This is a genomic window from Sinomonas sp. T428B, from assembly GCF_056780155.1.
Map to the genome: position 1 here is coordinate 2,816,315 of NZ_JBRAZR010000001.1, position 26,871 is coordinate 2,843,185.

A 26,871-nucleotide genomic window follows, 5' to 3' on the forward strand; every position below is an offset into this window, starting at 1 on the left:
TGTGTTGGCCTCCAGTCAGTAGCTGCTCGCGCCGCCGAACAGCCGGGGCAGGTAGATGTCGAAGATCCCCGGGCACTTGCGCTCGGGGTAGCGCTGGAGCATGAAGTCCTTGAAGGCGCTGTCCGTGAGCCCGTTGCCGATCGCCTGCTGCGCGGCGCTGAGGTACTCGACGTTCCGGGCCACCTCGTTCTTGTCCGCCGGCAGGCCGTGGCCGGGCATGAACAGCTCGTAGTCCGTCAGGAGCATCTCCTGCAGGACCCGGATCCAGTGGCCCATGTCCTGCGACAGGTACAGGTGGGTGCCGCTGTAGATCAGGTCCTGGGCGAAGTACACCCCCAGCTCGGGGAGCCGGATGGTGAGGTGGAAGTCGATCTCGGTGTCCGTGACGCAGTCGAAGAGGTACCTGACCCCGTCGATCGTCTCCTCCCCCAGGCTGACAACCTCCCCCGGGACGACGATCTGGTCCGGGACGAGGTCGCCGAGCTTCCAGTGGTCGCTCCTCGAGTCCTCTCCGTGCTCCTGGATGAACTTCATGGTCTCCGGCAGCGCGTAGATCGGGGTGTCGGCGAACGCGGCGCCCGTGCCGAACCAGTGGTCGGGGTGCCGGTGGGAGAGGTACAGCCTCCTGATCGGCTTGCCGAGGCTGTCCGCGTAGTCCCTGAAGGCCCGCGCATAGGGAACGAGGAACTGCGAGTCGACGAGGACCAGCTGGTTCGCGGTCTCGATGATGTGCGTCGCGTTGGCGATGTTGCTGTACTCGAAGGAGGAGACGAAGGTGTGGAGACGGACGCCGCCCGCCTGCTTCACGACCATGACGATGGGGTCCGACACCTGGGCCAGCATCAGTCGTCCTCTCCGGTGTAGGCCAGCAGCGTCGCATCGGAACGGGCCTGCGCGTACAGGGCGATCTGCTCACGCAGCTCCGCGAGCGCGGCCCGGGCGACGTCGTACGCGCTCGCGGCGGACGACGGCGCGTCCTCGCCCGGGCGCCAGAAGCGGCGGCGGGCCATCCGCATGGAGCTGTCGAACGGCGGGATCGCGTTGAACACCTCGACCAGGTAGGGCCCGCTGTAGACCGGCTCCACCTCGCTCAGGATGGTCTCCCACGGGATCCAGCTGTCGTGCACCGCACCCCGGTCGGGTGCCGAGATGTGGACGTAGTGGAGCCGGTCCTGCCTCACGGCCCGGGCCACGTTCTCCCGGAAGACCCCCGGGCCCTGGCTCTCCATCACGACCTGCGCGGTGTCGATCGTCACGCCGGCGCCGTGTGGGTTCCCGAGGGTGTCGAGGAAGTCCAGCGCCTCCGAGACCATGTTGGGCGGGGGCGTCTCCCAGCTCTTGACGGGCTCGACGGCGAGCTTGACCCCTTGCGCTGCGGCGTACTCCGCGAGCTCCTCGAAGACGGCGCGCGCCGCGTGGAAGCGGGGCTTGATCCAGTCCCGCAGGGCGTCGGACCAGATCGGCTCGTTGGCGTCCGTCACCGGGAACACCCCATAGGGGTAGAGGAACGGCCCGGACATGATCGAGTCGTCGTCGCCGAGGACCCGCGTGATGTCGACGCGGGACTTGAGGTAGGCCAGGGCCTGCCGGCGCTGCTCCTCATAGGGCGACGTCGGGTCGAACGTCCGCGTGGTCCCGACGTTGGTGGTGAACTTCGCCCCCGCGAGCCCTGCGATGTCGAAGGCCGTCTTGAGATCGGCATAGGCCTCGACCTCGCGCCGGTGGTCGACGCCGGGCGGCTGGGGCGCGATGTGCAGGTCGAAGCCGTCGTAGCCCATCTCGGTGAGGGCCCGCAGATGGTCGATCAGGGTCTCCGTGTAGGTCGGGTCCTGCGGCCTCAGGTCGGCGGTGAACATGAAGAAGCTGAAGAACACGTCTCGCGCTGATGTCTCGTTCATTCCTGATCTCCCCCTACCAGCCCAGGACGTCTTCGAGGTAGGCGCGGGCGTTCTTGGCGTATTCGAGCGGGTTGGCCTTGTTCGGGTCCTGCTCGGCCTCCACGACCAGCCACCCCTCGTAGCCGACGTCGGCGAGCACGTCGAGGATGGGCCGGAAGTCGATCGCGCCGTCGCCCGGCACCGTGAAGACGCCGAGCTCCACGGCTTCCTGGAACGAGAGGCCCTCTTCGCGGACCCGGCTCACGACCTCGGGGCGGACGCTCTTGAGGTGCACGTGGCCGATGCGGTCCGCGTGGGCCCGGGCCACGTCCAGCGGATCGTCGCCGGCGAAGGCGACATGGCCCGTGTCGAGCAGCAGGTGGACCAGCTCCGGATCCGTCGAGGCCATGAGCCGGTCGATGTCGGCCCGGTACATGACGCCCGTGCCCATGTGGTGGTGGTAGCTGAGCCTCATCTCGGCCGACCTGGCGATCTTGCCGAGCTCCTCGAGGCCCGAGGTCAGGTCATCCCACTGGGCGTCCGTGAAGACCGGGCGGTCGGCGAACACGTCCACGGGGAGCAGGTGCGAGGAGGCCCCGAACTCGGCCACGACGAGCTCGGTCCCGCCGAGTGCCTTGAGGCGGGCCAGCGTCTCCTCGAAGGCGGCGATCGTCTTCTGCCGCATGTTCTTGATCGTGAAGTACGTGCTCGTCCACGGCTCGGATATCTCCAGGCCGCGGAGGTCGAGGGCGGCCTTGAGCGTGGCGTTGTCGGAGGGGTACTTGTGCCCGATGCTGCAGCCCTGGAAGCCCGCGAGCGCCATCTCGCTCACGGCCTGGCCGAAAGTGATGCCGGCGTCGATGGTCGGGAAGTCGTCGTTCCACCAGAGGGTGCAGCAGACGCCGATCTTCACTCTGTCCGGGCCGAGGCGGTAGAGGCGGTCCTCTTGCATTGTCATCGTTGTGCCCCTTTCAGGAAGCGGTGCTCGATCCGGGGTGGCTTGGCCCAGGAGCCGTAGCCGGGCGCCTTGGCACCCGGGGGGTTGGCCCCGATGGCCCGCCACAGCAGCCCCTCCTGATAGGAGGCGGAGGTGACGGTGGAGGTCTCGGCCGCGGCGTGGGCCCCGTACCGGTCGGTCCACTCGGGCGGCAGCCCGTACCACATCCCCGCGTACCAGAGCTTGACGATGTTGCGCGCCACCGGCCCGAGGCGCTCGTCACTGAAGATCCGGTGGCGCAGGGCCCGGTCGAGCAGGGTCGGGTCGCACCGCCCGTCGTCACCTGTCGCTTCGGCGCGGGCGGCGCGGTAGGCGTCCAGAAGGCCGACGACGACGTCGTCGCCGCAGGCGGCCCTCACCTTGGCCAGATACTCATGGGCCAGCCCTGTGCCGAGCAGGTCGGTCTCCTCGAAGTCCGTGAGGTCGGCCGAGAGGCGGAGGAACTCACCGAACGGCTCGGCGGTCACCGGCCCACCGCCTGCGCGTCGCCGGCGGTCCGGGCGGCATCGAGCGCTGTCCGGTCCGCCGTCGGTACCTCGAAGGTGGGGGCGGCGTGGAGCCCGCCGCTGCCCGGCAGCGGGTTGCGCACGAGCCGGTTGAACCCGTCGCGCAGGCGGAACATGGACTGCACGGCGTCGAGCAGAAGGGCGGGCTGGCCGTTGAACGCCTGGGTGAGGAGTGCGAGGAAGTCCCCGTAGTCGGCGTTGAAGCCCTGCGCCATGGCGGCGAGCTCCGATCCGGGCGGGTAGTCGGCCAGCTTGGCGCTGACCTTGACCCTGAACACCTCGTCCCACGCGACGGTGAGGGGCGGGCCAGAGGGCGAGTCGGGGTGGTCGCCGGCCTGGTAGTAGCGGCCGAGCTGCAGCTGCCGGTACCGGTAGTAGTGCGCGAGCTCCCCGTCGTCGTCGTAGATGCCCGAGTCGAGGCCCTCGCCCTGCTCGGAGATGAACTGCAGCGCCTGCCGGGCCGAGTCCAGGTCCACGACCGGGATCGCCGCACCGCCGCCGGAGTAGAAGTACTCGGGCCCCACCTGCCTGGCCGGGTCGCCGCTGAAGAGCCCCGGATCGGCCGCGGCCACCTCCTCGAGCCCCTCGATGATCTCCTCGTAGAACTCGCCGATGCTGTAGAAGCGCATCCCCTCGACCGTCGGGCTCGAGACCAGGGGCCGCCGCCCGCCGTCGGCAATGCGCACGAGCCGCGAGTGGCCCGCGGGAGCGGAGCCGGGCCGCTCGATCCTGCAGAACGTCTCGATAGCCTCGCGCGAGAAGGGACGCAGGTCCACGGTGAAGTCGTCCTCGCCGTCGGGCAGGTAGGCCGGGTAGTCCGGCACGAAGCCCGGGCGGGTCAGGTCCGGGGTCCCGCCGATGGCGTTCAGGACGTTGGCGGCGAGGGTCAAGTGCAGCATCTCCTCCACCACGATTACCCGGATGACGTGGGCGGCGTCGGAGTTCGTGCCGGGGTGGATCGAGTAGAGCGCGGTCAGGTACGGGGGGATCGTGGCGTGCTCGAGCGCGATCGCCGCGTGCAGGTAGGCGATGAGGTCGTCACGGGTGTTGATGGTCGTCGCGGTCACTGGGACACCTCCTGGGGGTGGGGACGGACGGCGCCGTTAGAGGCGACCCTGATCGGTGCGGTCTCGGCCTCGAGCTGGGCCAGCATGGCGCGGACGCTCCGCAGGCACAGGGCCGCGACGGTGAGCGTGACGTTCGAGGTGCCCACGGTGGGCATGCTCCCCCCGCCGACCATGTAGAGGTTCTGGTGGTCCCAGGAGCGCTGGTCCGCGTTGACCACGGACGTCGTCGGGACGCGGCCCATCATGTGGGTGCCGGCGAGGTGGTTGCCCCCTCGGATCTCGTAGCCCTCCCCTTCGTGGACGGCGTAGCCCCAGAAGGCGGGGTCGTACTCCGTGTGGTCCTCGGCCCCGAGGCGGGCGAAGATCCGCTTCGACAGCTGCCGGGCGTACGCCACCCCGCGCATCGTGTAGTCGGGGATGTCGTAGGTGAGGATGGGCCGCATGTTCCCCAGGTGGTCCGTGAAGGCCGGGTCCACGGTGATCCGGTTGCTCGGGTTGGCGGGGACCTCGACCATGAACGCGAGCTGCAGCTGCCGGGACACCCGGTCCACGAGGCCCTGCCGCAGGCTCTCGCCATAGCGGCCGCCGGCGTCCACGAGGTCGATCAGGTCCGTCATGGGTGCCCCGCGGGCCCAGCCCCAGCCGTCATTGTGGATGTCGACGCTGAAGGCGGCCTGCCGCCGGCGGAAGTGGCCAGCGCGCAGGTCCGTGATCCCGCCGGTGCAGTTGGTGCCCCGAAAGGTGCCGGCCACCTCCGGGAGAAGGGCCCACGCGAGCAGGTAGGCGTGGTCCATGAAGTTCCGTCCCATCATCCCGCTCGAGCTCCGCAGGCCGGAGGCCAGCATGAGCCGGGGGTTCTCCACGGCGTTGGCGGCCAGGATGAACAGCCGGCCCCGGGCCCTCAGGGTGGTGAAGCTCGTGCTGTCGGGCTTGTCGTAGCGGCGGTACTCGATCTCGGTCACCCGGCCGGTCTGCCCGTCGACGTGCACCTTGTAGGCCACGGCCTGGGCCACGAGGTCGACCCGGCCGCTCTGGAGGGCCACGGCGAGCGTCTTGCCGGCGTGGTACTTGGCCTGCACGGGGCAGAGGGGCACGCAGTTGTTGTTGCCCTGGCAGCGCCCGCCGAGCTCGACCTGGAAGGTGCTCACCGCCCCCCGCGGAACGTAACCCTTCCCGCCGTCGTACGCCGGGTTCGGTATCCCGTTCCGGCCCTGCGGCCACGGCCGGACCCGCAGCTGGCGCTTCTCGCCGTCGAGCTCGACCGGCATCCCGTCGACGTCCCTCGCGACCATCTGGTCCAGGTACGAGAGGGGCAGCCCCTTCATGGGGTAGACGTAGCCCTCGTCGAAGGTGGTCCCGAGGTAGGCCTGGTCCTCGACGTCGGCCGAGACGCCGATCTCGCGCTCGGCCTCATTGTAGTACGGGGCGAGGTCCTCGTAGGTCAGCGGCCAGTCGGCCCCCTCGCCGTAGAGCGTGCGCATGCGGAAGTCGTCCGGCAGCATCCGCGGCGTCTTGGCCTCCCAGTGCATGGTCGTGCCGCCGAGGACCCTCGTGTAGGTGGTGTCCGTGGCGAAGGGCCCGTTCTGGACGATGTAGGCCGAGGCGTCCGGCGTGCCCGGGGCGATGCGCCGGGCGTCGGTGCCGCGGGGCATCGGGGCGTTGGCCACCACCGGGTAGGGCGCCTGGTTGTCCTTGCTCGTCGCCGAGTAGAAGCGCTCGAGGTAGCCCTCGTAGCCCTTCAGGGTGATGTCCTCGGCCGAGCCCGCTTCGAGGATGAGCACCCTTTTGCCGGCCTCGCTCAGCCGCGAGGCGATGATGGAGCCGGCGATCCCGCCGCCGACGATCACGGCGTCGTAGAGGACCTCCGCCGCCGCCGCGGGGTCGGTGCGGTTCGCCGCCCCGTGGGGGAATCTCACGTACATGTCACTCCTCCTGGTGCTACGGGCTCAGACGACGTCGGCGCGGGCTCGCATGGCGGACAGGTAGGCCGCGTAGCTCCACGTCAGGTTGCGGACGCTGCGCTCGTAGCCGGTGGTGCCGTCGAACTGCTCGGAGAGCTCGAGGTGGTCGCTGTGGTAGACGACGGCGCGCACCATCGCGTCGCCGGTGGCCGCCAGGGCGGCCGCGGCCGCCGCCGGCTCCGTCGTCCCGTCGATGCCGGACTGGGCGAAGAAGGGCGCGGACAGCTCGTCAATGGGCACCGTGCCGCTGGCCACGATCTCGGCGGCCAGCCTGTAGTGCAGCTCGGCGACGTTGCACGTCGAGAGGGCCCAGGGGTGGCCGCCGAGCACCGGGTGCGCGGCGTCGCCGTCGTACACGTCCCCCGGGTAGCGGCCAAACATCGGCCCGATGCCGAACTGCTCCTTGTCCGCCTTGTTGATCGGGTAGAAGGCGATTCCGCCCTCCTCCCACTGCGAGCGCAGCTGGGCCGCCGTGGCCAGCAGCCTTGGGTCGGTGACGGGAACCGCGCCGTAGACGGCCGCCTGGACGATGTCGATGTTCGGGTCGTAGCCGGGGACGACCGGGTCCTGGGGCGATGGCGGGGCCCCGTTGCCCGGATCGGCCATCATGCTCACGTACTTGCTCCCGTCCCAGTGGCCCGCGATGGCCTGGCGCAGCCAATCGATGGCCGGCTGCAGGGCGGCCGGCTTCTCGATCCCGGCGACGGTCGTTGCCTGGATCTCCTCGAAGCAGCGCAGCTGGGCGGAGCGGGCGAAGAAGCTGTAGCCGGTGTGCTCCTCCCACAGGTTCGTGGTGGGGTCCTCGTAGACGCCGAGGAGGAAGGCCACGTTCTCGTTCACGAGCCCGACCGCGAGCTTCTGGGCGTTCGCGTCGAGCTGGTCGTAGGCGGCCAGGAGCGTGATCGACTGCAGGGCCGGGCCGTCGTTCTGCTCGGTCCAGGGGCGGGCGTCGCCGGCAATGGCGAAGCACGCGTGGCCCTTGGTCGGCTGGGCGTTGGAGTGGCAGAGGTCGGCGAAGGTCACGTAGTCGTTGAGCGTCTGCACCGACCCGTCCTGGTCGGTGGGCAGGATGGCCTTGGCCACCTCCATGGCCGTGATGGCCCCGTCCCGCACCCAGTTGAAGACGTAGTCCTCGTCGGTCCCAGGGGTCTCCGCCGGGAAGGACGGGGCCGCGATGATGCAGCCCGGCCTCGAGTCACGGGAGATATCGCCCGGCGACTGGGGATCGCTGAAGATGAAGCCGTCACTGGCGATGTTCCGGAACATGAAGGTGAACATGGTCGGGACGAGCGAGGGCAGATCCACCGCTCCCGGGGCGAAGGAGTTCTGGACTGTGGCCCGCGTCTGGGGCGTGCCGGTGGTCCGGCTCGTTCGGGCATGCGTGGCGGGAGCTTCGGTTGACACGCTCATTGCTGAACTCCGTTTCTTTCGGGCTTTGAGGGCGCGATGGAGCGCGGCCTGTCGATAGGCAAAAGCGTTTAAGGTGCGATCGCGAGCCCGGTGCAACCACCCACGGGCCAGCCAGTCATCCCGTCCCGTCCCCCACGAGACGCAGTCTGATAACAAACACAGGCTGATCAAAATATTCACGATCGCCGTCCGCTGATCCATTCGCAGCACTTTGGGGATCAGACGAAACTGACAGACCGAATGCTGGCAAGGCGGGCAGAGACGTGTCAATAGGGCAATTGCGAAGAATAGGGACGTAATTCGCCGCACGCCCCGCTCGGATCTCGTAGGCCTTGACGGGTCTAGGCGAGAGGACCCATATTGGTTGCGTTTCGCGTGTTCATGGGGGAACCGTTTGGGGGGTTGGATGCCGTTACGACCGGCCGCCGGCTAGGCCGGCGCTGCTGAAGAGCTTCGGCCGCATTGACTGACTGAAACAATCGTCAAGGCCAGTTCTCTTTTTTCCGCGGTCTTCATCGTTGGGTGAAGATGCGCTGCCTTTCGGCCTTTTTGCGTGGATTCGCTCAGACTCATCCACTCAATGCTTTGACCGCTGGCTTTCGCATTATCCGCGCTTGTTCGCAGAACAATTCCCTGAGCGAATCTCTTCGCATGATGGCATGCGGCGTTTGCGTCTGCCTTGCCGAAGTGTCAGCATGGGGGCGATCGTGTTCCATGACAGGAGGTGAGACCCGTGAACGCAGTGTCCGCAGTGGGTGCTCCCCCGCAGTCCACGATCGCGCGACTGAGGTAGTCGCCACTGGGAGCGCCCCCCAGGCAATTCCGAAGGGCGACTCCCATGAACACAACACCTTCTTCACCTCTGCACCCCACCTCCACCGAGCGAGCGCTGGTCCTCGGCGGCGGCGGATCGACAGGCAACGCGTGGCTGATCGGCGTCGTCGCCGGCCTGTTCGACGCCGGTCTGGACGTGACCGCGGCCGATCTGATCATCGGGACGTCGGCAGGCTCGACGGCCGCGGCCCAGATCACCGGCGCGACCCCGACCGATCTGTATGCCGCAGTCCTTGCTACGACAGCCCAGCCAACGGCCGGTCCCGCCCGATCCGGCGGTGGACAGGCTCCGGTCAGGTCCGCCCCGATCAGGTCCGCGGGGGACCTGATGGAGCGGACGGGCAGGATCATCGTCGCCGCTGAGGATGCGGCGGACATGCGCCGCAGAATGGGCGCCGCGGCGCTCGAGGCGGAGTCGTCGTCGGACGGCACCCGGCAGACACAGTGGCGCGCCACCGTCGCCTCGCGGCTGCCCAGCCCGCACTGGCCTCAGCAGGCGGTGGTCATCACCGCCGTCAATGCCCGCACCGGTGAACCCGTCGTGTTCGACAGCCACAGCGGGGTCGACCTGGTGGACGCCGTGGCTGCCAGCTGCGCCAATGGCTTCGCCTATGGGATCGGCGGAGGCCGGTACATCGACGGCGGGTACCGCTCCAACGCCGACAATGCCGATCTGGCCGCCGGATACTCGCGGGTGCTCGTGCTGTCACCTCTCGGCGGCAGATCGCGGACTCCGGTGGACTGGGGCATGCATCTCGCAGACCAGGTGGACGAACTCCGCGCACACGGCAGCAGGGTCGAAACGATCTTCCCCGACGGCAACTCCGAGCACCTGTTCGGCGCCAATGCCATGGATCTGTCGCTCCGTCCGGCCGCCGCTCGAGCCGGCTATGACCAAGGCCAGAGCCTCGCCGGGCAGCTCACGGAATTCTGGCGCTGACGTCTGAACGGCCTGTTGTGACACGCCCGAGAGCGGGCGTACCGTTTTTTATGAGCGGGCTTCCGGTCCCGTTCAGCATGTGTGTCCGGCGCTGCGCAGCTGGGGGCGCTCCGCTAGGCGATAACGCCAGCGAGGAGGGTCCTATGTCGTGGGAAATGTCCGGGAAGTATGTTGCAAGCTGCAGCTGTTCCTTGGTTTGCCCGTGCCCGGTTGACGGTCCGCCGACCGGCCCGAACGGCGAGTGCCGCGGCATCGCCGTGTTCCATATCGCCAGCGGGAAGCTCGATGGCACCGATCTTTCGGGAGTCGACTTCGCCTTCACCAACTTGTTCCCGTCAAACCTGAGCGCGGGCAACTGGAAGCTGGGCGTCGTCGTCGACGAGGGAGCATCGGATGCACAGGCAACTGCCGTCGAACGCATCCTCCACGGCGACGAGGGTGGCCCGTTCGCGGATTTCGCCGCGCTGTATGGGGAATGGCTGGGTGTTGAGCGCGCCAGTGTCACGTTCACCGATGGCGAGAACCCGTCCGCCTCTGTAGGGGAAGGCTCGAACATCAGGTTTGAGTCGCTGCCGGGACCCGGTGGTGGCGTGACGACGGTCAAGAACGCGATGTACGGCTTCGCCGATGAGTTCATGATCGGAAAGGCTCCCGGGCGCAATGGTCTCTTCGGCATCGACTACGAAGGGGTCTACGGCGAGAGCGCAGAGTTCTCCTTCGCCAGCGAGATGGCCGAGGGCGCCCCTAAGGGTCGGGCATGACCGCGGGTTTGCCGTGGCGCCGGAACATGAGTCCGGGAAATGTGGCGCACGCTTCGGCGCGCGCCACATTTTTCGGGATTGACCTGCGCGCTGCCGGCCTGGTCGCGGTCCTGCTCGTGCTGGCAGCCGTGAGCTGGGCCGTCACTGCCGTGCAGATGTCCGGGATGGACATGGGGCGTTGGACGGAGCCGGGACCTCTGGGCTTCTTCCTCACCACGTGGGTGGTGATGCTGGCCGCGATGATGTTTCCCTCGGTGGCACCAATGGTGGTCGCGTATGGACGAATCAGTCGCCATCGCCGTGCGACGGGACGTCCTGCTCCGCGGGGTTCCACGTCCGTCTTCGTGGTTGGCTATCTGATCGCGTGGACGGTGTTCGGCCTCGTCGCCTACGCGCTCTACGCTGCCGTCGCGGCCCTCGCCCCGGGCTTCCTCGCCTCCGATCCGGGGGGCCGGTATGTGGCAGCGGCGGTGATTATGGGCGCGGCGGTCTACCAATTCACGCCGGCCAAGAACATTGCCCTCATGAAATGCCGGACGCCCATGGACTTCATCCTGCGTCGCTTCCGGCATGGGTACGTCGGGGCTCTGCGTCTGGGGATCGAGCACGGCACGTGGTGCGTCACCTGCTGCTGGGCGCTCATGGTGGCGCTGTTCGCTCTCGGGGTCATGAGCGTCGGCTGGATGGCGCTGGTGGGCGCATTCATCGCCGTGGAGAAGATGCTTCCCTGGCAACGGCTTGCCAACCGCACGGTCGCCTTCGCGTTGGTCGCGATCGCAATTGGCGTGGCGCTGACGCCAATGGCGCCAGTGATGCCGGGGATGCCGGAGATGCCAGGCATGCCCGGCATGCCAGGGATGGGGTGATGCAACAGTTCCATCGACTGGGCTCATCCGCCAGATCGACGACCCCCCTTCATCCCGATGGTGGTGTAACCGTCGGGACTGCGGACTTGGTGGCGTAGTACAAGTCGGCCGCCTGCTCGGGGGTCCGTCCAATCGCGGTCAGACCGAAACGGCCATCCACGGCCAAGCAGGACAGCATGTGCAGCACCACACCGGTCCCAGTTCGATCATCGAATTGCAGGCCGGCATCAGCGACGGCCTTGATCACGGTTGCGGGCGGAAGCCCGAGCCAGCCCGGGTCGACCAGGTTGTCAGTCGCCCAGTACCAACGAGGGGTGCCGTCGTCGGCCACCCATTGCCCGGCGTCGGCGTCGTATGCGCCGGGAACTAGGTTCCGAAGCACAGCAAAGGGATGGGTGGTACCGCCCTTGCGAAGGTTGACCTCCAGCGCGAACACCTGCCAGCCACCGGCGCCATCGCTCGCGGCCGCGAAGTCGACACTCGCGCGCCCAATGGCACCACGCGCGGCGAGCTGGGCGCCGACGGCCTGCCCGTGATACGCCAGATCACGCGCATACTCCGGGTCGGCCGGGAACCGGCACCCGATATACACCTGGCCGTTATCGCCAGCGAGCAGTTGCTCGTGGGTGGACAGCACCGCCACCTCACCGTACGGCGAGATGTCCAGCTGCACGCTGGGGCTGGCAAACTGGGCGCCGGCGATCAGCTCTTCGACCACGCCCCCGGCACCAAGGTCGCGCAGATACCACTCCGGCAGCGCCGCCACCCGCTTACGGACATGCTCGTCCGCTGCGGGTCCACCGCCAACCTGCCGCAGGTCGATGACTGCGTTGCCGTCACCGGCGCCGCTGTTGTCGAGCTTGATCACTACGCCACGAGAGCTCGGTCGGGCAGCCCGGATCGCGGCGATGGCATCCACCACATCCTCGACGGTGCGGACGTCCTCACGCCCAACGGGGGTCGGGACCCCTGCCTCGGCGAACAGCCGTCGGCCTGCGCTCTTGTACCCAAGCGGCCAGAGACTGGGAGGAGTCCCGTCGATCGGCGCCTGCAGCTGCAGGGCCACCTCGACCTCACTGTCGGTCACATTCCACGGGCCAATGAAGACAGGCCGATCCCCGAACGAACTCCGCAGCTCCTTGAGCAGTTCGGGCCGGTCAAGCAGCTTGGCCGCGATGGGACGCGGCGTGTCGTCAGGCACAACCGTCAGCCGGAAGCGGGCCCGCACACTTGCCCGGCGGTCTGCGGGCACCAGCGACGTGTAATAGTCGATCACCTCTTGGCCGGGTGCCTGACAGGTCAGGAACACCAGCTCACAGGACTGGATCCGGTGCAGCATCAGCAGGGTGACCAGATAGCGGTGCTCCAGCGCCGGAATCCGGGAGGCGTAATGGTGCAGCAGCGACTCGCCGACACTGAAGGACGGCAGTACGACCAGCACGTGCTCGACGCCCACGCCCGGCCGATTCAGGGCCCGCGCCGGCCCAAGCTGTGCCTGCAACTGGTCGAAGTCCTTCATGGACAGCCCGCCTCGGGTGGTGTGAGACATCGTCCCGGCGCTCGTACAACGACTCCCCTATAGCGCTGATTCTCCCGCGGCAAGCCGTCCCGCACTATGGTGGTTGGGCGCAATCCCCTCACTGACCCGGTTGCCCAAGAAAGTGGCAGCCGTGGTCGTGGAGTTCACGGCCGCCACCCTGTCCTGGTGGAGCCTCATATTCGGAACCGTCGCCATTCGGCATTCTCGGTTCCCTGACTTGGCAAAGCACTGCTGCCGCGGACGGGCGATCTTGGGCTATGTGAGGAGGCCGAGGATGAGCCCGGCGGCGGCGCTGATTCCGAGCGTACGCAGGACGCTCCAGCGGAGCCTGAAGATCATGACCATGGCTGCTGCGGCGATGAGCAGGGGCACTGGCTGGAGGCTGTCGAGTCGCGGGAGCTCGAGGTGGATGGGGCCCCAGTCCATGGTGCTGGTGGCAGCGAAGAGGGTGTGGGCGGCGAAGTAGACGGCGAGGTTGGCAATGACTCCGACGACAGCGGCGGTGATTCCCGTCAGGGCGGCGGAGAGGTTGCCGTTGCCGCGGAGGCGTTCGACATAGGGGGCGCCGAGGAAGATGAACAGGAAGCAGGGGACGAAGGTGACCCAGGTCGTCAGCAGCGATGCCAGCACCGCGGCGGTCCATGGGTCCAGGGCGCCGGGGGCGCGGAAGGCGCCGAGGAAGGCCACGAACTGCACGACCATGATCAGCGGGCCTGGAGTGGTCTCGGCCAGGGCAAGGCCGCGGACCATTTCACCGGGGGCGAGCCAGCCGTAGGCGGCCACGGCCTGCTGGGCGACGTAGGCCAGGACGGCGTAGGCCCCGCCGAAGGTGACCAGGGCGGTGCCGGCGAAGAAGAGGCCCTGCTGGGTGAACACGCTGTGAGCGCCGGTGAGGGCGAAGGCGACGGCGACCGGTGCGAGCCAGAGCGGCACGCCCACGGCCACGATGAGCGCGGCCCGCCTCCAGGAGGGCTGGGTGTGGTGCAGGGCGTCATCGGAGATCAATGGGGCGGTCCCGTCCTCGGCCTCGGGCTTCGCTGGCTGGGCCATGATGGCCGGGCGCAGCCGGCCAATGCCCCAACCGATGGCCGCCGCTGCCAGGACGACGACCGGGAAGGGGATGCCGAACACGGTCAGGGCGAGGAAGGCGGCCACGGCCAGGAGGGTCATGGTCCAGTGCCGCAGGGCCCGCGCGGCGACCTTGAGTACGGCCTGGCCCACGATGGCCAGCACGGCCGCCGACAGGCCGGTGAACAGGGACGTGACCACCGGGGTCTCGCCGAAGGCGACATAGACCGCCGACAGGGCCAGCAGGGCGACCACGCCGGGCAGGACGAACAGGGTCCCGGCGATCAGCCCGCCGCGGGTGCCGTTGAGCAGCCAGCCGATGTAGACGGCCAGCTGCTGGGCCTCCGGCCCGGGCAGAAGCATGCAGTAGGACAGGGCGTGCAGGAAGCGGCGCTCCCCGATCCAGCGGTGCTCGTCGACCAGGGACCGCTGCATGACGGCGATCTGGCCGGCGGGGCCGCCGAAGGTCTGCAGGGAGATCTTGAACCATGCCTTGGTCGCCTCTCGCAGCGGAATCACGTCGTGGATCTGCGGCGGGCTCATGGGAGGTTCCTTCCTTCCAGATTGCGAAGCCGGGCGCGGTCTGCTCGCCAGTCACGCTGCCATGTCACCACCGTTGCAGGAGCCTTTCCAAGGCGTTGGCTGATCTCCGTCTCAGGGCGTCATCTGTCAGCATCACCCACATCTCCGACATCGGCGCGAAGCCCACGTGCGCGAGCATCTTGATCGTCAGCGCCGTGCCCGAACAGCCGCCGGTACGTCACATCCTGCAGAACCGCGAGCATCCGACACCACCCCTAAAGTGCATGTGTGCATAGATATGCACACATCCTCGTTACTCTCTGGTGGGAGCGGGTGCCCGGTGCTTGAATGCTGCCCGGCGGTGCGATGGAGGCCCGCCTTGGCTTTGGACCTGCCAGAGGCCCAGGACATGAGCGTGAGGGAGGCAGTGATGTTGGCGTGGACGACTATCGCCTATGGCGCGGCGCTGTCGGCCCTCGGGGCGCTGATCCTCGCGTTCCTTGCACGCGAACGACGGCCGGCGACCTTGGCGGCCGTGGCAGTGGGGGCCTTCGCCGGGCCCTTCGCGTGGAACGCCATCCTCCGGGCGGTCAATGCCCCGCAGTTCTTCGTCGATGCCCCCATCCCCGTGTTCCCGGTCAGCTGGCAGGACACCGGATCGGCCGTGTTTGCCCTGGCGGCGCTGGCCCTTGTCCTGGGCCTTGGCCCACTGCGGGCAGGCCCTGGCCGGCGCGTGGTCCTTCTCGCCGTGCTCGGCGCCGTGGCGGCACTCGTCGTCGACGTCTTCCTCTACTAGACCGGACCGGGGCAGGGGATCTCATCTCCTACCGCTGTCTGGGGTCACAACCCGTGGGCCGCGGCGTAGTCAGCAAGCCCATCGGAGGCCAGGGCCGCCGAGACCTCAGCGATCCCCTCATAGTCGGGCAGCACAATGGACTGCCCATCCGGCGATGTGCTTGTGCCGGACGTCGGGAGGGTGAAGAAGACGGACGACGCCGGGTCCACGTCCCTCAGCGCGTAGCCGAGGGCAGCCATGGTCATCGGGTCGAAGGACTGGTCCACCACGAGATGGGGCGAGACGGCGGTGATGATCCCGATGGCGCTCGCCGGGTCCCGGACCTTTCCCGTGCTCAGCAACTGCGTGATGACCGCGCGGACGAACGTCTGCTGATTCCGGACACGCTGGAAGTCGCCGTCCGGGAACACGTAGCGCGCCCGGACGAACTCGAGGGCAGCCTGGCCATCCAGCCTGTTCATCCCCTGCGTGAACGTGTGGTGCGTGTCGAAGTCCGCCGTGAACGGCATCGTCACGTTGACGTCGACGCCTCCGAGCGCGTCCGTGAGCGCCTTGAAGCCGTCGAAGTCCGTCAGCACGTAGTGGTCGATCTGAGTCTTGAGGAGCCCGCTGACGGTGTCGACGACGAGCTGTGGCCCGCCGGACCCCAGAGCCGCGTTGATCTTCGAGTCACCGTGGCCCGGGATGGGCATCCAGCTGTCGCGCATGATGGAGATCCCGTAGATCCGGCGACGATCCTCCGGGATGTGGATCAGCATGATCATGTCAGCGTGCTGGTCCGTGGCGCCCCCAGTGGCCGCCTGGCCCTGCAGGGCCTGCCGCGCACTCCCGCGGATGTCGCTGCCCATGATCAGGATGTTCATCGGCCCCGGCCGCAGCTCCGGCAGAGTAGGGCCGGCCCCTGGAGGGGAGGGGCGCTGGGTGGTGAGAAGGATCACCACCAGCGCAGCTCCGAGCGCGAGCACGATCGCCACAGCGACAGCGAGGAGGCGACGGCCGCGGGCGCTGCTCCGCCAGGCACCACCCCCAGGCGGGTTTGCACCTCCTGACGACTCCGGACCACCGGATGTACGGCTCATGACGCCACGATGGCACCCCTTCCTGCTTGATTGGAAGACGTTTGAGGGCCGCCTCCCGAAGGAGGTGGCCCTCATGCGTCGGCGCGGGGGTGGGCTAGGCCTCCTGCTCCTCGGTGGTGGCGGGGCCGGCGGGCGGGACGTGGGCGATGCCGCCGGCGGCCTTCTTCGACCCGCGGCGCTCGATCCAGATCGCCAGGCGCGAGACGCTGAGGTTGATGAGGATGTAGATCCCGGCCGCGACGAAGAACACGGGGAAGAGGAAGTCGGGGCCGAGGAAGTCGGCCATGATCTGCACCTTCCGCAGGAGCTCCTCGTAGGCCACGATGTAGCCGAGCGAGGTGTCCTTGAGCAGGACGACGAGCTGGGCGACGAGCGAGGGCAGCATGCGCCGGATGGCCTGCGGCAGCTCGATGGCCATGCGCGACTGGAAGCTCGTGAGGCCGATCGCGAGGCCCGCCTCGCGCTGGCCCTTGGGCAGGGACTGGATGCCGGCGCGGATGATCTCGGCGAAGATCGCGGCGTTGTAGAGGACCAGGCCCGCCACGACGGCGATGAACTGGTTCGTCGCGAAGACCAGCAGCACGAAGAGCATCATGAGCACCACGGGCATGCCGCGCAGGAACTCGAGGACGACCTGGGTCGGGATCCGGATGGCCGGGATGTCCGAGATGCGCAGGAGCGACAGGGCCAGGCCGAGCGGGAACGCGATGGCGGCGGCGATGGCCGCGGCGCTGAGGGTGGCCCAGAGGCCCTCGGCGAGGAGGCGCCACACGTCCGGGATGGCGAACACCTCCCACCGCTCGGCCTCGAAGATGCCCTGCTGGGCGAGCGTCCACACGGCCCAGGCGAGCACGGCGACGATGAGGACGATGCCGATGGCGGATCCGGTGAGCGAGACGCGGCGGGCCTTCGGGCCGGGGACGTCGTACAGGACGCTGGTCATCGGGCGATCGCCACCTTCTTCTCGACGCGGTGGGCCAGGATGCCCAGGGGGACTGTCATGAGCAGGTAGAACACGGCCGTTCCTGTCAGGACCCACATGACGGCGTCCCCGTGGTCGTTGGCGAGCTGGCGGGCGTGCCCGAAGAGCTCGAGCACGAAGAACGCGCCGGCGACAGAGGAGTTCTTCACGAGGGCGATGAGGATGTTGATCAGCGGCGGGACGACGGTGCGCAGGGCCTGGGGCAGGACGACGAGGTTCAGGACCTGTCCGAAGGTCAGGCCGATGCTCCGGGCGGCCTCGGCCTGGCCCACGGGGACGCTGTTGACGCCCGAGCGCACGGCCTCGGCGACGAACGCCGACGTGTAGCCGGAGAGCGCGATGATGGCCGCGACCTCGAACTGCTCGAAGCGGACCCCGAGGCGGGGCAGCACGATCGCGCAGAAGAAGAACACGATGGTCAGCGGCGTGTTCCGGGCGATCTCGACGAACGCCATGCTGAAGCCGCGCAGCGCCTTCACGGGCGAGACCCGCATGGCGGCGAGGATGGTGCCGGTCACGAGGGCGATGATGCCCGAGACGACGGCGAGGAAGAGGGTGCGGAGGAAGCCATCCCAGTAGATCGGGAGGCTCTCGATGATCACGTCCATGGGCTTCCCTTAGCGGTCGATCTTGGGGAGCTCCGGGACGGTCTTGATGACCTTGCCCGCGGTGCCCTCCCACGCCTTCTTGTACGTGCCGTCCTTCTCGAACGCCTCGAGCTGGTCGTTGATCCAGTTGCGGAAGACCGTGTCGCCCTTCTTGAGGCCGATGCCGTAGGGCTCCTTCGTGAAGGTCTCCTCGCTGGCGAGCTTGAAGGCGTCCGGCTCCTTGTCGACGAAGCCGGCGAGGATGACGTTGTCCGTCGTGATGGCCTCGACCTGCTTGTTGCGCAGCGGCTCGAGGCACGCGGAGTAGGTCGCGGCCGGGACGAGCTCGGCGCCGTACTTCTCCACGATGGTCTTCGCCGGGGTCGAGCCGGTGACGGAGCAGACCTTCTTGCCCGTGACGTCCTCGGGCTTGGTGATCGTGGTGTTGTCCTTGTTCACCATGAGCGCCTGGCCGGCCTCGTAGTACGGGCCCGCGAAGTCGACCTTCTGCTTGCGGGCGTCGTTGATGGTGTAGGTCGCGACGACGAGGTCGACGCGGCCCTGCTCGATGAACGCCTCGCGGTTCGCGGAGACGGTCTCGACCCACTCGATCTTGTCTGCGGGGATGCCGAGCTTCGCCGCGATGGCCTTGCCGATCTCGACGTCGAAGCCGACGGGCTTGCCGTCGAGGCCCTTCTGGCCGAAGAGCGGCTGGTCGAACTTCGTGCCGATCTTGATGGTGCCCGCCTTGGCGAACGTGTCCATCGAGCTGCCGGCCTCGAAGGTCGGGTTCGCCACCGGGGAGGCGGTCCCGCCGCCGGTCCCCCCGCCACAGGCGGACAGGGCGAGTGCGAGCGCCGCGGTGGCGGCGGCCAGCACAGCCTTCTTGGTTCCCAAGAGTGCCATTTCCAATATTCCTTTGTTCAGGCCTGGCCCAGGCGCACGCTTCGTCGTTGGAGCGTGCGTCTGGCCCAGATGCGATCTTCTTCACGCGCCTGCCGGCCCAGGCAAGCTTCTTCATCGGAGCTTGCCCGGCCCGGGTTGATGCAGGATTCTTCAGGGGCCTCTCGGCCCAAATGCGATGGGGTTGGGTTCAGGTGTCAGTGGGTGAGGAGCTTGGAGAGGAAGTCCTTCGCCCGGTTGCTCTGCGGGTTGGTGAAGAACTGCTCGGGGGTGGCCTGCTCGACGATCTGCCCATCGGCCATGAAGACGACGCGGTCGGCGGCCTTGCGGGCGAAGCCCATCTCGTGGGTGACCACGATCATGGTCATGCCCTCCTTGGCGAGCTGGACCATGACGTCGAGGACCTCGTTGATCATCTCGGGGTCGAGGGCGGAGGTCGGCTCGTCGAAGAGCATGACCTTGGGCTTCATCGCCAGCGCCCGGGCGATCGCGACGCGCTGCTGCTGGCCGCCCGAGAGCTGGGCGGGGAGCTTGGGCGCCTGGTGCGCGACGCCGACCCGCTCGAGGAGGGCCATCGCCTCCTTCTCCGCGGTGGCCTTGCTGACGCCCTTGACCTTGATCGGTCCCAGCGTGACGTTCTCGAGGATGGTCTTGTGGGCGAACAGGTTGAACGACTGGAAGACCATCCCGACGTCGGCCCGCAGCTTCGCGAGATCCTTGCCCTCCTCGGGGAGCTTCTTGTCGTCGATGAAGATCGCCCCGTCCTCGATGGTCTCGAGACGGTTGATCGCGCGGCAGAGCGTGGACTTCCCGGAGCCGGAGGGGCCGATGACCACGACCACCTCTCCCTGGGAGACCTCCATGCTGATGTCCTTCAGGACATGATGCTGGCCGTAGTACTTGTTGACGTTTCGGACAGACACGAGCGCGGTTGAAAGTGCGGTGGTAGTCACGGGGAAGAAAGTAGCCCAGATCACATCTGTGTCGCATTTCGTTACGGGCGGAATCCCGTGACTGGACCACCGCCTCGCACTCTACTAGGGTGCGCCTCCGGCTCAGGCCGGGCGCAGACGCCGGACGGCCTCCCGCACGACCACGCCGGATGGACCGGGGCCCGTCTGGGTGTCAGAAACTGCACAACTCAGGCGGCCAGACGCAGGTCTGCACCCTGTGTCCGCCCTGAATTGTGCAGTTTCAGACACCCCTCGACGTCTGAAGCCCCGGCGAGCCACGCGGGTTCGAACAGGGCCATCCACGATCAATGAGCTCAGGCCGGGCGCAGCCGCCGGACGGCCTCCCGCATGGCCCCGGCCAGCACGTTGGCCCCGAACGGCCCGGCCTGGGCAGCGATTCGGCCCGCCGTCCCGTGGACGAGCGCCGCCGCGGCGGCGAGCTCGACGGGGCGGGGGGTGCCGCCGTCGCCCGTGCCCGCTCCCCCGCCCGCCGTTGCGAGCAGCGCCCCGAGCAGCCCGGTGAGCGTGTCCCCCGAGCCGGCGGTCGCGAGGTACGGGTGCCCGTCGGGCTGCACGAACGCCGCGCCGTCCGGGGCCGCACAGACCGTGGACGGGCCCTTGAGCAGCACGGTCGCGCCCGTGCGGGCGGCGGCCTCGCGCGCCCACTGAAGCGGCCGGGCCTCGACCTCAGCGCGCTCCGGGGCGTCCGGCCCGAGGCGGCCCAGGAGCGCGGCGAGCTCCCCCGCGTGCGGGGTCAGCACGACGTGCTCCCCCAGCGCGGTCCCCTCGCCCAGGGCCTCGAGCCCGGACGCGTCGACTACCGCGGGCAGCCCCGACGCGAGGGCGGCCTCGAGCGCGCGGAGCTGGCCGGCGTCGTCCGCGATCCCGGGCCCGACCGCCCACGCCTGCACGCGCCCGTGCGGCTCCGCCGAGCCCACGATCTCCGGGCACTCCGCGAGCACGAGCATCCGCACCGGGTCCGGCGCGACGAGCCGCACCATGCCCACCCCGGCCGCGGACGCCGCCGCGGACGCGAGCACGGCCGCGCCCGGGTACCGCTCGGAGCCGGCGACGATCCCGAGCACGCCACGGGAGTACTTGTGCCAGCCGTCCCGCGGGCCGGGCAGGAGCACGGCAGCGTCCCCGGGGCCGAGCACGCGCGCCTCGGGCTCGGGCAGGCGCGGGCCGAGCCCGATGTCCACGACGTCGATGCGCCCCGCGAGCTCGCGGCCCCGGCCCACGAGGAGCCCGAGCTTGGCCGCGCCGAACGTCACGGTCACGTCCGCGCGCCACACGCCCTCGCCGGCGTGCCCGGTGTCCGCGTCGAGGCCGCTGGGGACGTCGCAGGCCACCACGAGCGCGTCCGGCCGCTCCAGCGCGGGCCGGTACTCCCCCGAGAAGCCCGTGCCGAGCACGGCGTCCACGACGACGTCCACCGGCTCGAGTTCCTTCGTCACCCGCCCTCCCGCGCGCTCGAAGGCCGCGATGCCCTCGGCGTGCGCCGAGCCCGAGGCGAGCACCGCCGTCGTGCGCACCCCGCGTCGGGCGAGCTCGGCGAGCGCGAAGAGCGCGTCCCCGCCGTTGTTGCCCTTGCCGACGACGGCTGCGACCCGGCTCCCGTACACGCGTCCCCGGGTGCGCCGCAGCTCGCGGACGACGGCGTTGGCGAGCCCGTGCGCGGCCCTCGCCATGAGCGCGGGCCCCTCGCCGGCGTCGAGCAGTGGCCGCTCGGCGGCGCGGACCTGGGCACCGGTGAAGAGCTCGATCATGGTTCGCCAGTCTAGTGAGGCGGAGCTTGGGGGCTGGCTTGCGGAAAAGCTCGTCTGAACTGGGCGTAAAAAATGCGGCGAGTGGATTTTCTCCTCCGCGGGGCGGGATAAGATGGCAGAGCCGCCGGGATGTGACTTGAACTGAACCGGCGACGTCGTGTAGGTACCGGCTCCGCCGGGGTTCCATGGGGGGACACATTCATGAAGCGCGCTGCGCTGGCTGCTGCCGTCACTGCTCTTGCCGCAACCGCTGCCGGGATCCTGGCCGGCCCGGCGCTCGACCTCGGATTCCTGCTGTGGGCCTCGTGCGGCCTGTTCGGGCTCGTCCTCGGATTCGCCTCGGTCCAGAAGGCGCGCACGGCGCACCGCGACGCCCCCCGCCCGGCCGGGGAGCACGCCGTCGTGCGCCCCGCAGCGGCGCCGCGCCCGCTCGCCCCGCTCGGCGCGGGCATGCCGCAGACCGTGCCGCAGCCGGCCGGGCGCTAGCGGTTCGAAGAAGTGGGCGAGGCCTTGCGCCACACAGAGACGCGATGTCTCTATATGAGCCATGACTGAAGAAATCCACGCCGAACACACCCTCACTGAGCACCAGCACGGCGCGCCGGGCTGCGACCACGTCACCGTCCAGCACGGCAACCACGTGGACTACATCCACAACGGCCACCGGCATGCGGAACACAACGGCCACTACGACGAGCATGACGACCCCGCGGAGCACACGCCCGCCGACCACCGGCACGGCGGGCCGGACTGCACCCACGAGAAGGTCCAGCACGGCGATCATGTGGACTACATGCACGACGGTCATCGCCATGCCGAGCACGAAGACCACTACGACGAGCACTGACCGCCCACAGCAAGGGCTTCGGCGCCTCTAGGCCCAGAAGGCCTCTTTCATCCGGCTGCCGGCCGCCCCCTCTGGTCCTTCTCCAGATCCTTCGCCAGGCGGATGATGCGCTCGACGGCCTTGCGGGACTCGAGCCCGTGCAGTCTCCCGAGGACCGTTTCGGCCAGGAGCCGGATGTTCTCTGCGGCTTCCGCCACCCGATCCTTGGAGTTCGCGTCCGCGTCCTCGTGCCCCATTGCACGTCCTCTCGATGCTCTGCTGGTCCCGGCCGTGCCCGGGGTGAGAACAATACCAGCGCTTCCGGAGGCCGACCGACTCCCGTCCGGACTATGGCTCCGGCCGCGGGCGCTTCTCGGTGCCGGGACCGAACCATCGCGGCAGGTGGCCGAGCAGGTCGTCCTGGTCGTCGCCGGCCCAGGCCACATGGCCGTCGGGCCGCAGCAGCACCGCGGGCACGTCCAGCTCCTCGCTGACGTCGACGACGTGGTCCACGCGGTCCGCCCATCCAGCCACCGAGAGCCCGCCCGTCTGGTCGAGCAGCAGCCCGCGGCCCTCATGCGTCAGCTCGTAGAGGCGACCCCGCGACAGCCGGAGGTCGCGCAGCCGCCTGCCGAGCAGCTCATGGCCCTCGCCGAGGTCGTAGCGGATACCGATCCCGGTGACCTTCTCGACGAGGAACCGGCTCACGTCCTCGAAGTCGAGCAGCTCGGTCAGCAGCCGGCGCACCGCCTGGGGGCCCGGTTCCGGGGAGATGAGCTCCGACTGGGCGCGGGTGAGGGTCAGCACGTCGTCGGCGACCGGGCGCCGCTCGGCGTGGTAGCTGTCCAGCAGCCCCTCCGGCGCCCAGCCCCTCACCTCGGCGGCGAGCTTCCAGCCGAGGTTGAACGCGTCCTGGATGCCGAGGTTGAGCCCCTGTCCGCCCAGGGGCGGGTGGACGTGCGCGGCGTCCCCGGCCAGGAACACCTGGCCCGTGCGGTACTGCTCGGCCAGCCGGGTCGCATCCGTGAAGCGGGAGAGCCATCGCGGCGAGTGGGCGCCGAAGTCCGTGCCCGCGTAGGCCCGCAGCTGGGTCCGGAACTCCTCGAGGGTCGGCGGCGTGGTGCGGTCCTCGGCCACGGTCGCGGCGGGCACGACGGCGCGGTGGAGCCCGTTCCCGGCGGGGCCGATGCCGAAGCCCCTGTGGGTCCTGCGGACCTCGTCCGAGACCGCGGCCAGCTCGTCGGCCGGCGCCGTCACCTCCACCTCCCCCAGGAGCCACTCCGTCTGCGCCGGCTGGCCCGGGAACCCGACGCCGAGGAGGCGGCGCACGAGGCTCCGGCCGCCGTCGCACCCGACCAGCCAGCGCGCGCGCAGCCGCGCGCCGTCGGCCAGCACGGCCGTCACCCCGCCGTCGTCCTGCTCGACGCCTGTCAGCTCCCGGCCGCGGCGGACCTGGGCGCCGAGCTCGACGGCGCGCTCGGCCAGCAGGCGGTCGGTGACCGGCTGCGGGATGCCGAGGACGTAGTCGTGCGCCGTGTAGAGCGTGGCCGGCCAGGGCTTGTCGATCCCGGCGAAGCGGGCGGCCCGGGGGTACTGCCGCCCATGCTCGAGGAACCGGCCGAGCAGACCGCGCTGGTCCATGATCTCGATGCTGCGCGGATGCAGGCCGAGCGAGCGGACCAGCTGGCTCGGCTCCGCGTCCTTCTCCAGCACCAGCACGTCCACGCCGTGGAGCCGCAGCTCGCTGGCCAGCATCATCCCCGTCGGGCCGCCCCCGCTGATGATCACGTCGTGCATGAAGGCACCTCCACGACGGCCCCCGGCGGGCTACTGTCCAGGGGCCAGCCCCAGCTGCTGCAGCACGCCCAGATTGTCGTAGCTGTTCCACTCCTCGACGATCTTGCCGTCCTGGATGCGGCTGATGGAGATTCCCTTCAATTCCATCCGCTTCCCGGTGGCAGGGCCGAAGTCCTCCGTCTCGCCCTGGTGCGTGCCGCGTATCGTCCACCGGCTGACGACCTTGTCCCCTTCGGCGATCTCATCCTCGACCGTCACATCGAGATCGGGGAAGGCCTTCTTGTATCCGGCGACGAACTGCTTGGCTTCCTGTGTACCCCGGATCTCGAGGCCGGGATCGTGCCAGACCATGTCCGGGGCGTACACCTCGTCGATGATGTCCGGGTTGTTGGGAGCCTCCCATGAACGACGGGCCAGGGCCTTGTTTTCTTCGGACATGATGATCCACTCCTTTGCCTCATGGAACCTTCAGGCATGCCAGCACCAAGCCGTTCAGGGGACGCTGCTGGGACATTGATGTCCAGCGCTCTCGAGAAAGAAGGGGCCGCGGCTCCCACTGTAAGGACAGCCCCACGACAGCTGAAGAGCGTGACACGAGAGCCGTTCCCGCAGGCTCCGAGTGGCTCCCGGCGGCTTGAAATCGCGGGAAACCCGGTTCTGTTTGCCACCTGCTCCATGGGGCAGTGTCCACGTGAAACGCTGACAAGCCCGTGAGGGCCTCGTTGGCCGCGAATACTCTGGCAGGAGGGCGGCAGGGCGGAGGGGCCAGGACAGTGGACGAAGCCAGCACGAGGGACGAGGGCATGGCCGGCCAGATGACCGCCCTGTTGGGCGGTCGATACCGGTTGGTCAGCGTCCTGGGTCAGGGCGGCATGGCCACCGTGTACCGGGCCTACGACGAAGTCCTCGGCCGCAGCGTGGCGGTGAAGGCCTTCCGCACGGACAGCAGTGAGGAGGCCGATCCCGGGGCCCTCGAGCGACGCCGCTCAGAGATGCGGCTCCTTGCCGGCCTCAGCCATCCCGGGCTCGTGACCCTGTACGACGCCGGGATCGACCCCAGAACAGGTGCCTCGCCCGATCCCGGGAACGACCCCGTGCAGTTCCTGGTCATGGAGCTCGTCACTGGCACCGACCTGCACGCCCGGCTGCGCGAGGGTCCGCTCGCCGAGGGACAGGCACGCCGACTGGGAGCCGATGTAGCGGCGGCGCTCCAGTACATCCACAGCCGCGGCATCGTGCACCGAGACGTCAAGCCCGGGAACATCCTTCTGCCGTTCGGCTGGGAGCAGGGATCGACCGGAGCGAAGCTGACGGACTTCGGCATCGCCCGGCTTGCGGCGGCGAGCAGGCTCACCGTCGCCAACGCCACCGTCGGGACGGCCGCATACCTCAGCCCGGAGCAGGGCCAGGGCCACGACGTCGGCCCGCCCACCGACGTCTACGCGCTCGGGCTGGTCCTGCTCGAATGCCTCACGGGGAGACCCGAATTTCCCGGGCCTGCCCTTGAGGCGGCCGCCGCCCGCCTCTCGCGAGATCCCCGGATCCCGGAACAGCTGGGAGAGCCATGGGGCTCCCTGCTGCCCTCGATGACGGCCCGGGATCCGAGGAACAGGCCCAGCGCCGGCGCGGTCGCCCGCCTTCTGCGGCAGCCTGCCTCGCCGTCGTCCGCCGTCGGGGAAGCGCCTGCGACTCGTGTCCTGACCCGCTCGGCCTCTATCCCCCACGTCGACGAGCGTCAGGGCCCCCAGCGGCGGCCGCTCCTCCCCCGGCCGGCCACGGGCCAGCTGACCAATTCCACACTCGGATTGACGGCAGCTCCTCCGCCCCCGGACAGATCTCCTGGGAGGGCCGCCGAACCGAAGCCCATCGCCCCGAGCATTAGGCGGTGGCGAGCAAGCCGGCGTCTGGCTCTCCTGTGGGTCTCTCTGGCTCTCGTACTCGCCGCTGGGGTGGTACTCGCCGTCGCCCTCGCAACCGGAACGCCCTCGTCACCACCATCGGCCCCGGCACCGTCCCCGACGCTTACCGGATCTCTCGAGGACCACCTGCGGCAGCTCGAAGAAAGCGTGCGGCCATGACTCCCGCGTCCTTGAAGCGGCAGCGCCGGGCCGCAGCAGCCCTGGCCTTCGCCGCCACCCTCGCCGGCTGTGGACCTTCCCCCGCCGGACTGGACGCTGATACGGCGCGGGAGCTCCAGTCGACCGTCGCGGAAGTCCGCCAAGCCGCCGGCGGAGGCGACTTCGCGACGGCGCTCACCACGCTCGACCGGCTGTCGGCCGACGTCGAGCGCAGCGCCGGCGAGGGCAGGATCGGCGCCGAGCGGCGGACACGGATCGCCGAGGCCATCGCCCTGGTCCGGGCCGACGTCCAGGCACAGCTTGCTGCGGCCGAGGCGCCCACTGCCCCCGTGACTCCTCCCACCCAGTCACGGCCCCCGGAGCAGAAGCCCGACGAGGACAAGCCAGACGAGAAGAAGGACGGGGAACGCAAGGATGGCGGCAAGGGGCAGGGCAAGGACTAGCCAGCGTCGTCGCTCAGATGCTCGGCGAAGAACGCGCCCATCGGCCACCGCCGGCTCGACGTGCTCGGGTCGGTCGTAGAGGTCGAAGTGCGAGGCCCCCGGGATGACCATGAGCTCCTTGGGCTCCAGGGCCAGATCGTAGGCGTTCTGGCTGAAGTGCCGCGTCTCGGCCTTCTCCCACGCGGTGGCTGGGGTCCTCCAGGTTCCGCGGCAGGCCCTCGCTCTCCCCGTAGGCCGCGGAGCCCTGCAGAAGCAGCCGTCGGTTCAGGGGCGTGGTGTTCTTGAACATCGCGAGGATGGTTCCTTTCG

At 69.0% G+C, this 26,871-nt stretch carries 26 protein-coding genes; 8 read left to right on the forward strand and 18 right to left on the reverse strand.

Annotated elements, in window-relative coordinates; genetic code table 11:
* Positions 1–15 precede the first annotated feature (15 nt).
* From ACUYMY_RS12955 to ACUYMY_RS12985, 7 genes are read right to left on the reverse strand one after another with little or no spacing between them, the layout of a single operon-like run.
* Entirely contained in the window at positions 16–843 is an 828-nt protein-coding gene (locus ACUYMY_RS12955; RefSeq protein WP_481703952.1) for an MBL fold metallo-hydrolase, read from the reverse strand.
* A complete protein-coding gene (locus ACUYMY_RS12960; RefSeq protein ID WP_481703953.1) occupies positions 843–1,898 on the reverse strand; it encodes a sugar phosphate isomerase/epimerase family protein in 1,056 nt (351 codons plus the stop codon). The genes ACUYMY_RS12955 and ACUYMY_RS12960 overlap by 1 nt, the downstream gene beginning before the upstream one ends.
* Before the next feature lie 13 nt (positions 1,899–1,911).
* Complete coding sequence (gene iolE / locus ACUYMY_RS12965; protein WP_481703954.1) at positions 1,912–2,835, reverse strand: myo-inosose-2 dehydratase; 924 nt, start codon at positions 2,833–2,835, stop codon at positions 1,912–1,914.
* Complete coding sequence (locus ACUYMY_RS12970; protein WP_481703955.1) at positions 2,832–3,341, reverse strand: hypothetical protein; 510 nt, start codon at positions 3,339–3,341, stop codon at positions 2,832–2,834. Before ACUYMY_RS12970 ends, iolE begins: the two co-directional genes overlap by 4 nt.
* Entirely contained in the window at positions 3,338–4,447 is a 1,110-nt protein-coding gene (locus tag ACUYMY_RS12975) for a ferritin-like domain-containing protein (protein ID WP_481703956.1), read from the reverse strand. The genes ACUYMY_RS12970 and ACUYMY_RS12975 overlap by 4 nt, the downstream gene beginning before the upstream one ends.
* Entirely contained in the window at positions 4,444–6,369 is a 1,926-nt protein-coding gene (locus tag ACUYMY_RS12980; protein WP_481703957.1) for a GMC family oxidoreductase, read from the reverse strand. Before ACUYMY_RS12980 ends, ACUYMY_RS12975 begins: the two co-directional genes overlap by 4 nt.
* Before the next feature lie 24 nt (positions 6,370–6,393).
* On the reverse strand, positions 6,394–7,818 hold the full coding sequence (locus ACUYMY_RS12985) for a glycoside hydrolase family 15 protein (RefSeq protein ID WP_481703958.1): 1,425 nt from the start codon (positions 7,816–7,818) through the stop codon (positions 6,394–6,396).
* A gap of 838 nt (positions 7,819–8,656) precedes the next feature.
* Here ACUYMY_RS12985 and ACUYMY_RS12990 point away from each other — a divergent pair.
* From ACUYMY_RS12990 to ACUYMY_RS13000, 3 genes are all read left to right on the forward strand, one after another.
* Positions 8,657–9,592 (forward strand): patatin-like phospholipase family protein, encoded by a 936-nt coding sequence (locus tag ACUYMY_RS12990; protein WP_481703959.1) that lies wholly within the window; start codon positions 8,657–8,659, stop codon positions 9,590–9,592.
* Between the two features lie 143 nt (positions 9,593–9,735).
* Positions 9,736–10,353 carry a DUF1326 domain-containing protein gene (locus tag ACUYMY_RS12995; RefSeq protein WP_481703960.1) on the forward strand — a complete coding sequence of 206 codons (618 nt, stop codon included), beginning with the start codon at positions 9,736–9,738 and terminating at the stop codon, positions 10,351–10,353.
* Complete coding sequence (locus ACUYMY_RS13000) at positions 10,350–11,219, forward strand: DUF2182 domain-containing protein (RefSeq protein WP_481703961.1); 870 nt, start codon at positions 10,350–10,352, stop codon at positions 11,217–11,219. Before ACUYMY_RS12995 ends, ACUYMY_RS13000 begins: the two co-directional genes overlap by 4 nt.
* A 49-nt stretch (positions 11,220–11,268) precedes the next feature.
* Here ACUYMY_RS13000 and ACUYMY_RS13005 read toward each other — a convergent pair whose 3' ends face one another.
* Together ACUYMY_RS13005 and chrA are read right to left on the reverse strand one after the other, a co-directional pair.
* Positions 11,269–12,738, reverse strand: coding sequence for a peptide ligase PGM1-related protein (locus ACUYMY_RS13005; RefSeq protein WP_481703962.1), 1,470 nt, complete (start codon positions 12,736–12,738; stop codon positions 11,269–11,271).
* Positions 12,739–13,014: 276 nt separating this feature from the next.
* A complete protein-coding gene (gene chrA / locus ACUYMY_RS13010; RefSeq protein ID WP_481703963.1) occupies positions 13,015–14,370 on the reverse strand; it encodes a chromate efflux transporter in 1,356 nt (451 codons plus the stop codon).
* 388 nt (positions 14,371–14,758) lie between these two features.
* On the opposite strand from chrA, the gene ACUYMY_RS13015 reads away from it, so the two are divergent.
* Positions 14,759–15,145, forward strand: a complete 387-nt coding sequence (locus tag ACUYMY_RS13015) for a hypothetical protein (RefSeq protein ID WP_481703964.1) — start codon at positions 14,759–14,761, stop codon at positions 15,143–15,145.
* Between the two features lie 44 nt (positions 15,146–15,189).
* Here ACUYMY_RS13015 and ACUYMY_RS13020 read toward each other — a convergent pair whose 3' ends face one another.
* The 6 genes from ACUYMY_RS13020 to ACUYMY_RS13045 all read right to left on the reverse strand — a co-directional run bounded on the left by ACUYMY_RS13020 (position 15,190) and on the right by ACUYMY_RS13045 (position 21,418).
* Complete coding sequence (locus ACUYMY_RS13020) at positions 15,190–15,993, reverse strand: LCP family protein (protein WP_481703965.1); 804 nt, start codon at positions 15,991–15,993, stop codon at positions 15,190–15,192.
* 325 nt (positions 15,994–16,318) lie between these two features.
* The gene (locus tag ACUYMY_RS13025) at positions 16,319–17,167 is read right to left on the reverse strand and encodes an amino acid ABC transporter permease (protein WP_481703966.1); all 849 of its coding nucleotides are present in this window, start codon (positions 17,165–17,167) and stop codon (positions 16,319–16,321) included.
* On the reverse strand, positions 17,164–17,814 hold the full coding sequence (locus ACUYMY_RS13030) for an amino acid ABC transporter permease (RefSeq protein WP_481703837.1): 651 nt from the start codon (positions 17,812–17,814) through the stop codon (positions 17,164–17,166). The genes ACUYMY_RS13025 and ACUYMY_RS13030 overlap by 4 nt, the downstream gene beginning before the upstream one ends.
* A gap of 9 nt (positions 17,815–17,823) precedes the next feature.
* A complete protein-coding gene (locus tag ACUYMY_RS13035; RefSeq protein ID WP_481703967.1) occupies positions 17,824–18,699 on the reverse strand; it encodes a glutamate ABC transporter substrate-binding protein in 876 nt (291 codons plus the stop codon).
* A gap of 194 nt (positions 18,700–18,893) precedes the next feature.
* Entirely contained in the window at positions 18,894–19,619 is a 726-nt protein-coding gene (locus tag ACUYMY_RS13040) for an amino acid ABC transporter ATP-binding protein (RefSeq protein ID WP_481705059.1), read from the reverse strand.
* 344 nt (positions 19,620–19,963) lie between these two features.
* Positions 19,964–21,418 (reverse strand): NAD(P)H-hydrate dehydratase, encoded by a 1,455-nt coding sequence (locus ACUYMY_RS13045; RefSeq protein WP_481703968.1) that lies wholly within the window; start codon positions 21,416–21,418, stop codon positions 19,964–19,966.
* 201 nt (positions 21,419–21,619) lie between these two features.
* On the opposite strand from ACUYMY_RS13045, the gene ACUYMY_RS13050 reads away from it, so the two are divergent.
* Complete coding sequence (locus ACUYMY_RS13050) at positions 21,620–21,904, forward strand: hypothetical protein (protein WP_481703969.1); 285 nt, start codon at positions 21,620–21,622, stop codon at positions 21,902–21,904.
* A 61-nt stretch (positions 21,905–21,965) separates the two neighbouring features.
* Positions 21,966–22,265: a hypothetical protein gene (locus ACUYMY_RS13055; protein WP_481703970.1), complete on the forward strand. Its 300-nt coding sequence runs from the start codon at positions 21,966–21,968 to the stop codon at positions 22,263–22,265.
* Between the two features lie 47 nt (positions 22,266–22,312).
* Here the strand turns inward: ACUYMY_RS13055 and ACUYMY_RS13060 are convergent, their stop codons facing one another.
* The 3 genes from ACUYMY_RS13060 to ACUYMY_RS13070 all read right to left on the reverse strand — a co-directional run bounded on the left by ACUYMY_RS13060 (position 22,313) and on the right by ACUYMY_RS13070 (position 24,479).
* Positions 22,313–22,501 (reverse strand): hypothetical protein, encoded by a 189-nt coding sequence (locus ACUYMY_RS13060; protein WP_481703971.1) that lies wholly within the window; start codon positions 22,499–22,501, stop codon positions 22,313–22,315.
* 91 nt (positions 22,502–22,592) lie between these two features.
* Positions 22,593–24,041 (reverse strand): rifampin monooxygenase, encoded by a 1,449-nt coding sequence (rox, locus tag ACUYMY_RS13065; RefSeq protein ID WP_481703972.1) that lies wholly within the window; start codon positions 24,039–24,041, stop codon positions 22,593–22,595.
* 30 nt (positions 24,042–24,071) lie between these two features.
* Complete coding sequence (locus ACUYMY_RS13070; protein ID WP_481703973.1) at positions 24,072–24,479, reverse strand: ester cyclase; 408 nt, start codon at positions 24,477–24,479, stop codon at positions 24,072–24,074.
* A 335-nt stretch (positions 24,480–24,814) separates the two neighbouring features.
* Between ACUYMY_RS13070 and ACUYMY_RS13075 the strand changes: the two genes are divergently transcribed.
* Both ACUYMY_RS13075 and ACUYMY_RS13080 read left to right on the forward strand, forming a co-directional pair.
* The gene (locus tag ACUYMY_RS13075; protein WP_481703974.1) at positions 24,815–26,119 is read left to right on the forward strand and encodes a serine/threonine-protein kinase; all 1,305 of its coding nucleotides are present in this window, start codon (positions 24,815–24,817) and stop codon (positions 26,117–26,119) included.
* Entirely contained in the window at positions 26,116–26,562 is a 447-nt protein-coding gene (locus ACUYMY_RS13080; protein WP_481703975.1) for a hypothetical protein, read from the forward strand. Before ACUYMY_RS13075 ends, ACUYMY_RS13080 begins: the two co-directional genes overlap by 4 nt.
* The last annotated feature ends 309 nt before the right edge of the window (positions 26,563–26,871 follow it).

Excerpts from the sequence above, each read along its gene's own strand:
- ACUYMY_RS12980 (WP_481703957.1), bottom strand. The coding sequence starts at position 6,369 with ATGTACGTGAGATTCCCCCACGGGGCGGCGAACCGCACCGACCCCGCG.
- ACUYMY_RS13005 (WP_481703962.1), bottom strand. The coding sequence starts at position 12,738 with ATGAAGGACTTCGACCAGTTGCAGGCACAGCTTGGGCCGGCGCGGGCC.
- ACUYMY_RS13020 (WP_481703965.1), bottom strand. The coding sequence starts at position 15,993 with ATGGGCAGCGACATCCGCGGGAGTGCGCGGCAGGCCCTGCAGGGCCAG.
- ACUYMY_RS13050 (WP_481703969.1), top strand. The coding sequence starts at position 21,620 with ATGAAGCGCGCTGCGCTGGCTGCTGCCGTCACTGCTCTTGCCGCAACC.
- ACUYMY_RS13045 (WP_481703968.1), bottom strand. The coding sequence starts at position 21,418 with ATGATCGAGCTCTTCACCGGTGCCCAGGTCCGCGCCGCCGAGCGGCCA.
- ACUYMY_RS12960 (WP_481703953.1), bottom strand. The coding sequence starts at position 1,898 with ATGAACGAGACATCAGCGCGAGACGTGTTCTTCAGCTTCTTCATGTTC.
- ACUYMY_RS13070 (WP_481703973.1), bottom strand. The coding sequence starts at position 24,479 with ATGTCCGAAGAAAACAAGGCCCTGGCCCGTCGTTCATGGGAGGCTCCC.
- ACUYMY_RS13060 (WP_481703971.1), bottom strand. The coding sequence starts at position 22,501 with ATGGGGCACGAGGACGCGGACGCGAACTCCAAGGATCGGGTGGCGGAA.
- ACUYMY_RS12990 (WP_481703959.1), top strand. The coding sequence starts at position 8,657 with ATGAACACAACACCTTCTTCACCTCTGCACCCCACCTCCACCGAGCGA.
- ACUYMY_RS13030 (WP_481703837.1), bottom strand. The coding sequence starts at position 17,814 with ATGGACGTGATCATCGAGAGCCTCCCGATCTACTGGGATGGCTTCCTC.
- chrA (WP_481703963.1), bottom strand. The coding sequence starts at position 14,370 with ATGAGCCCGCCGCAGATCCACGACGTGATTCCGCTGCGAGAGGCGACC.
- ACUYMY_RS13055 (WP_481703970.1), top strand. The coding sequence starts at position 21,966 with ATGACTGAAGAAATCCACGCCGAACACACCCTCACTGAGCACCAGCAC.
- ACUYMY_RS13025 (WP_481703966.1), bottom strand. The coding sequence starts at position 17,167 with ATGACCAGCGTCCTGTACGACGTCCCCGGCCCGAAGGCCCGCCGCGTC.
- ACUYMY_RS12985 (WP_481703958.1), bottom strand. The coding sequence starts at position 7,818 with ATGAGCGTGTCAACCGAAGCTCCCGCCACGCATGCCCGAACGAGCCGG.
- ACUYMY_RS12955 (WP_481703952.1), bottom strand. The coding sequence starts at position 843 with ATGCTGGCCCAGGTGTCGGACCCCATCGTCATGGTCGTGAAGCAGGCG.
- rox (WP_481703972.1), bottom strand. The coding sequence starts at position 24,041 with ATGCACGACGTGATCATCAGCGGGGGCGGCCCGACGGGGATGATGCTG.
- ACUYMY_RS12995 (WP_481703960.1), top strand. The coding sequence starts at position 9,736 with ATGTCGTGGGAAATGTCCGGGAAGTATGTTGCAAGCTGCAGCTGTTCC.
- ACUYMY_RS13035 (WP_481703967.1), bottom strand. The coding sequence starts at position 18,699 with ATGGCACTCTTGGGAACCAAGAAGGCTGTGCTGGCCGCCGCCACCGCG.
- ACUYMY_RS13080 (WP_481703975.1), top strand. The coding sequence starts at position 26,116 with ATGACTCCCGCGTCCTTGAAGCGGCAGCGCCGGGCCGCAGCAGCCCTG.
- ACUYMY_RS13000 (WP_481703961.1), top strand. The coding sequence starts at position 10,350 with ATGACCGCGGGTTTGCCGTGGCGCCGGAACATGAGTCCGGGAAATGTG.
- ACUYMY_RS13015 (WP_481703964.1), top strand. The coding sequence starts at position 14,759 with ATGAGCGTGAGGGAGGCAGTGATGTTGGCGTGGACGACTATCGCCTAT.
- iolE (WP_481703954.1), bottom strand. The coding sequence starts at position 2,835 with ATGACAATGCAAGAGGACCGCCTCTACCGCCTCGGCCCGGACAGAGTG.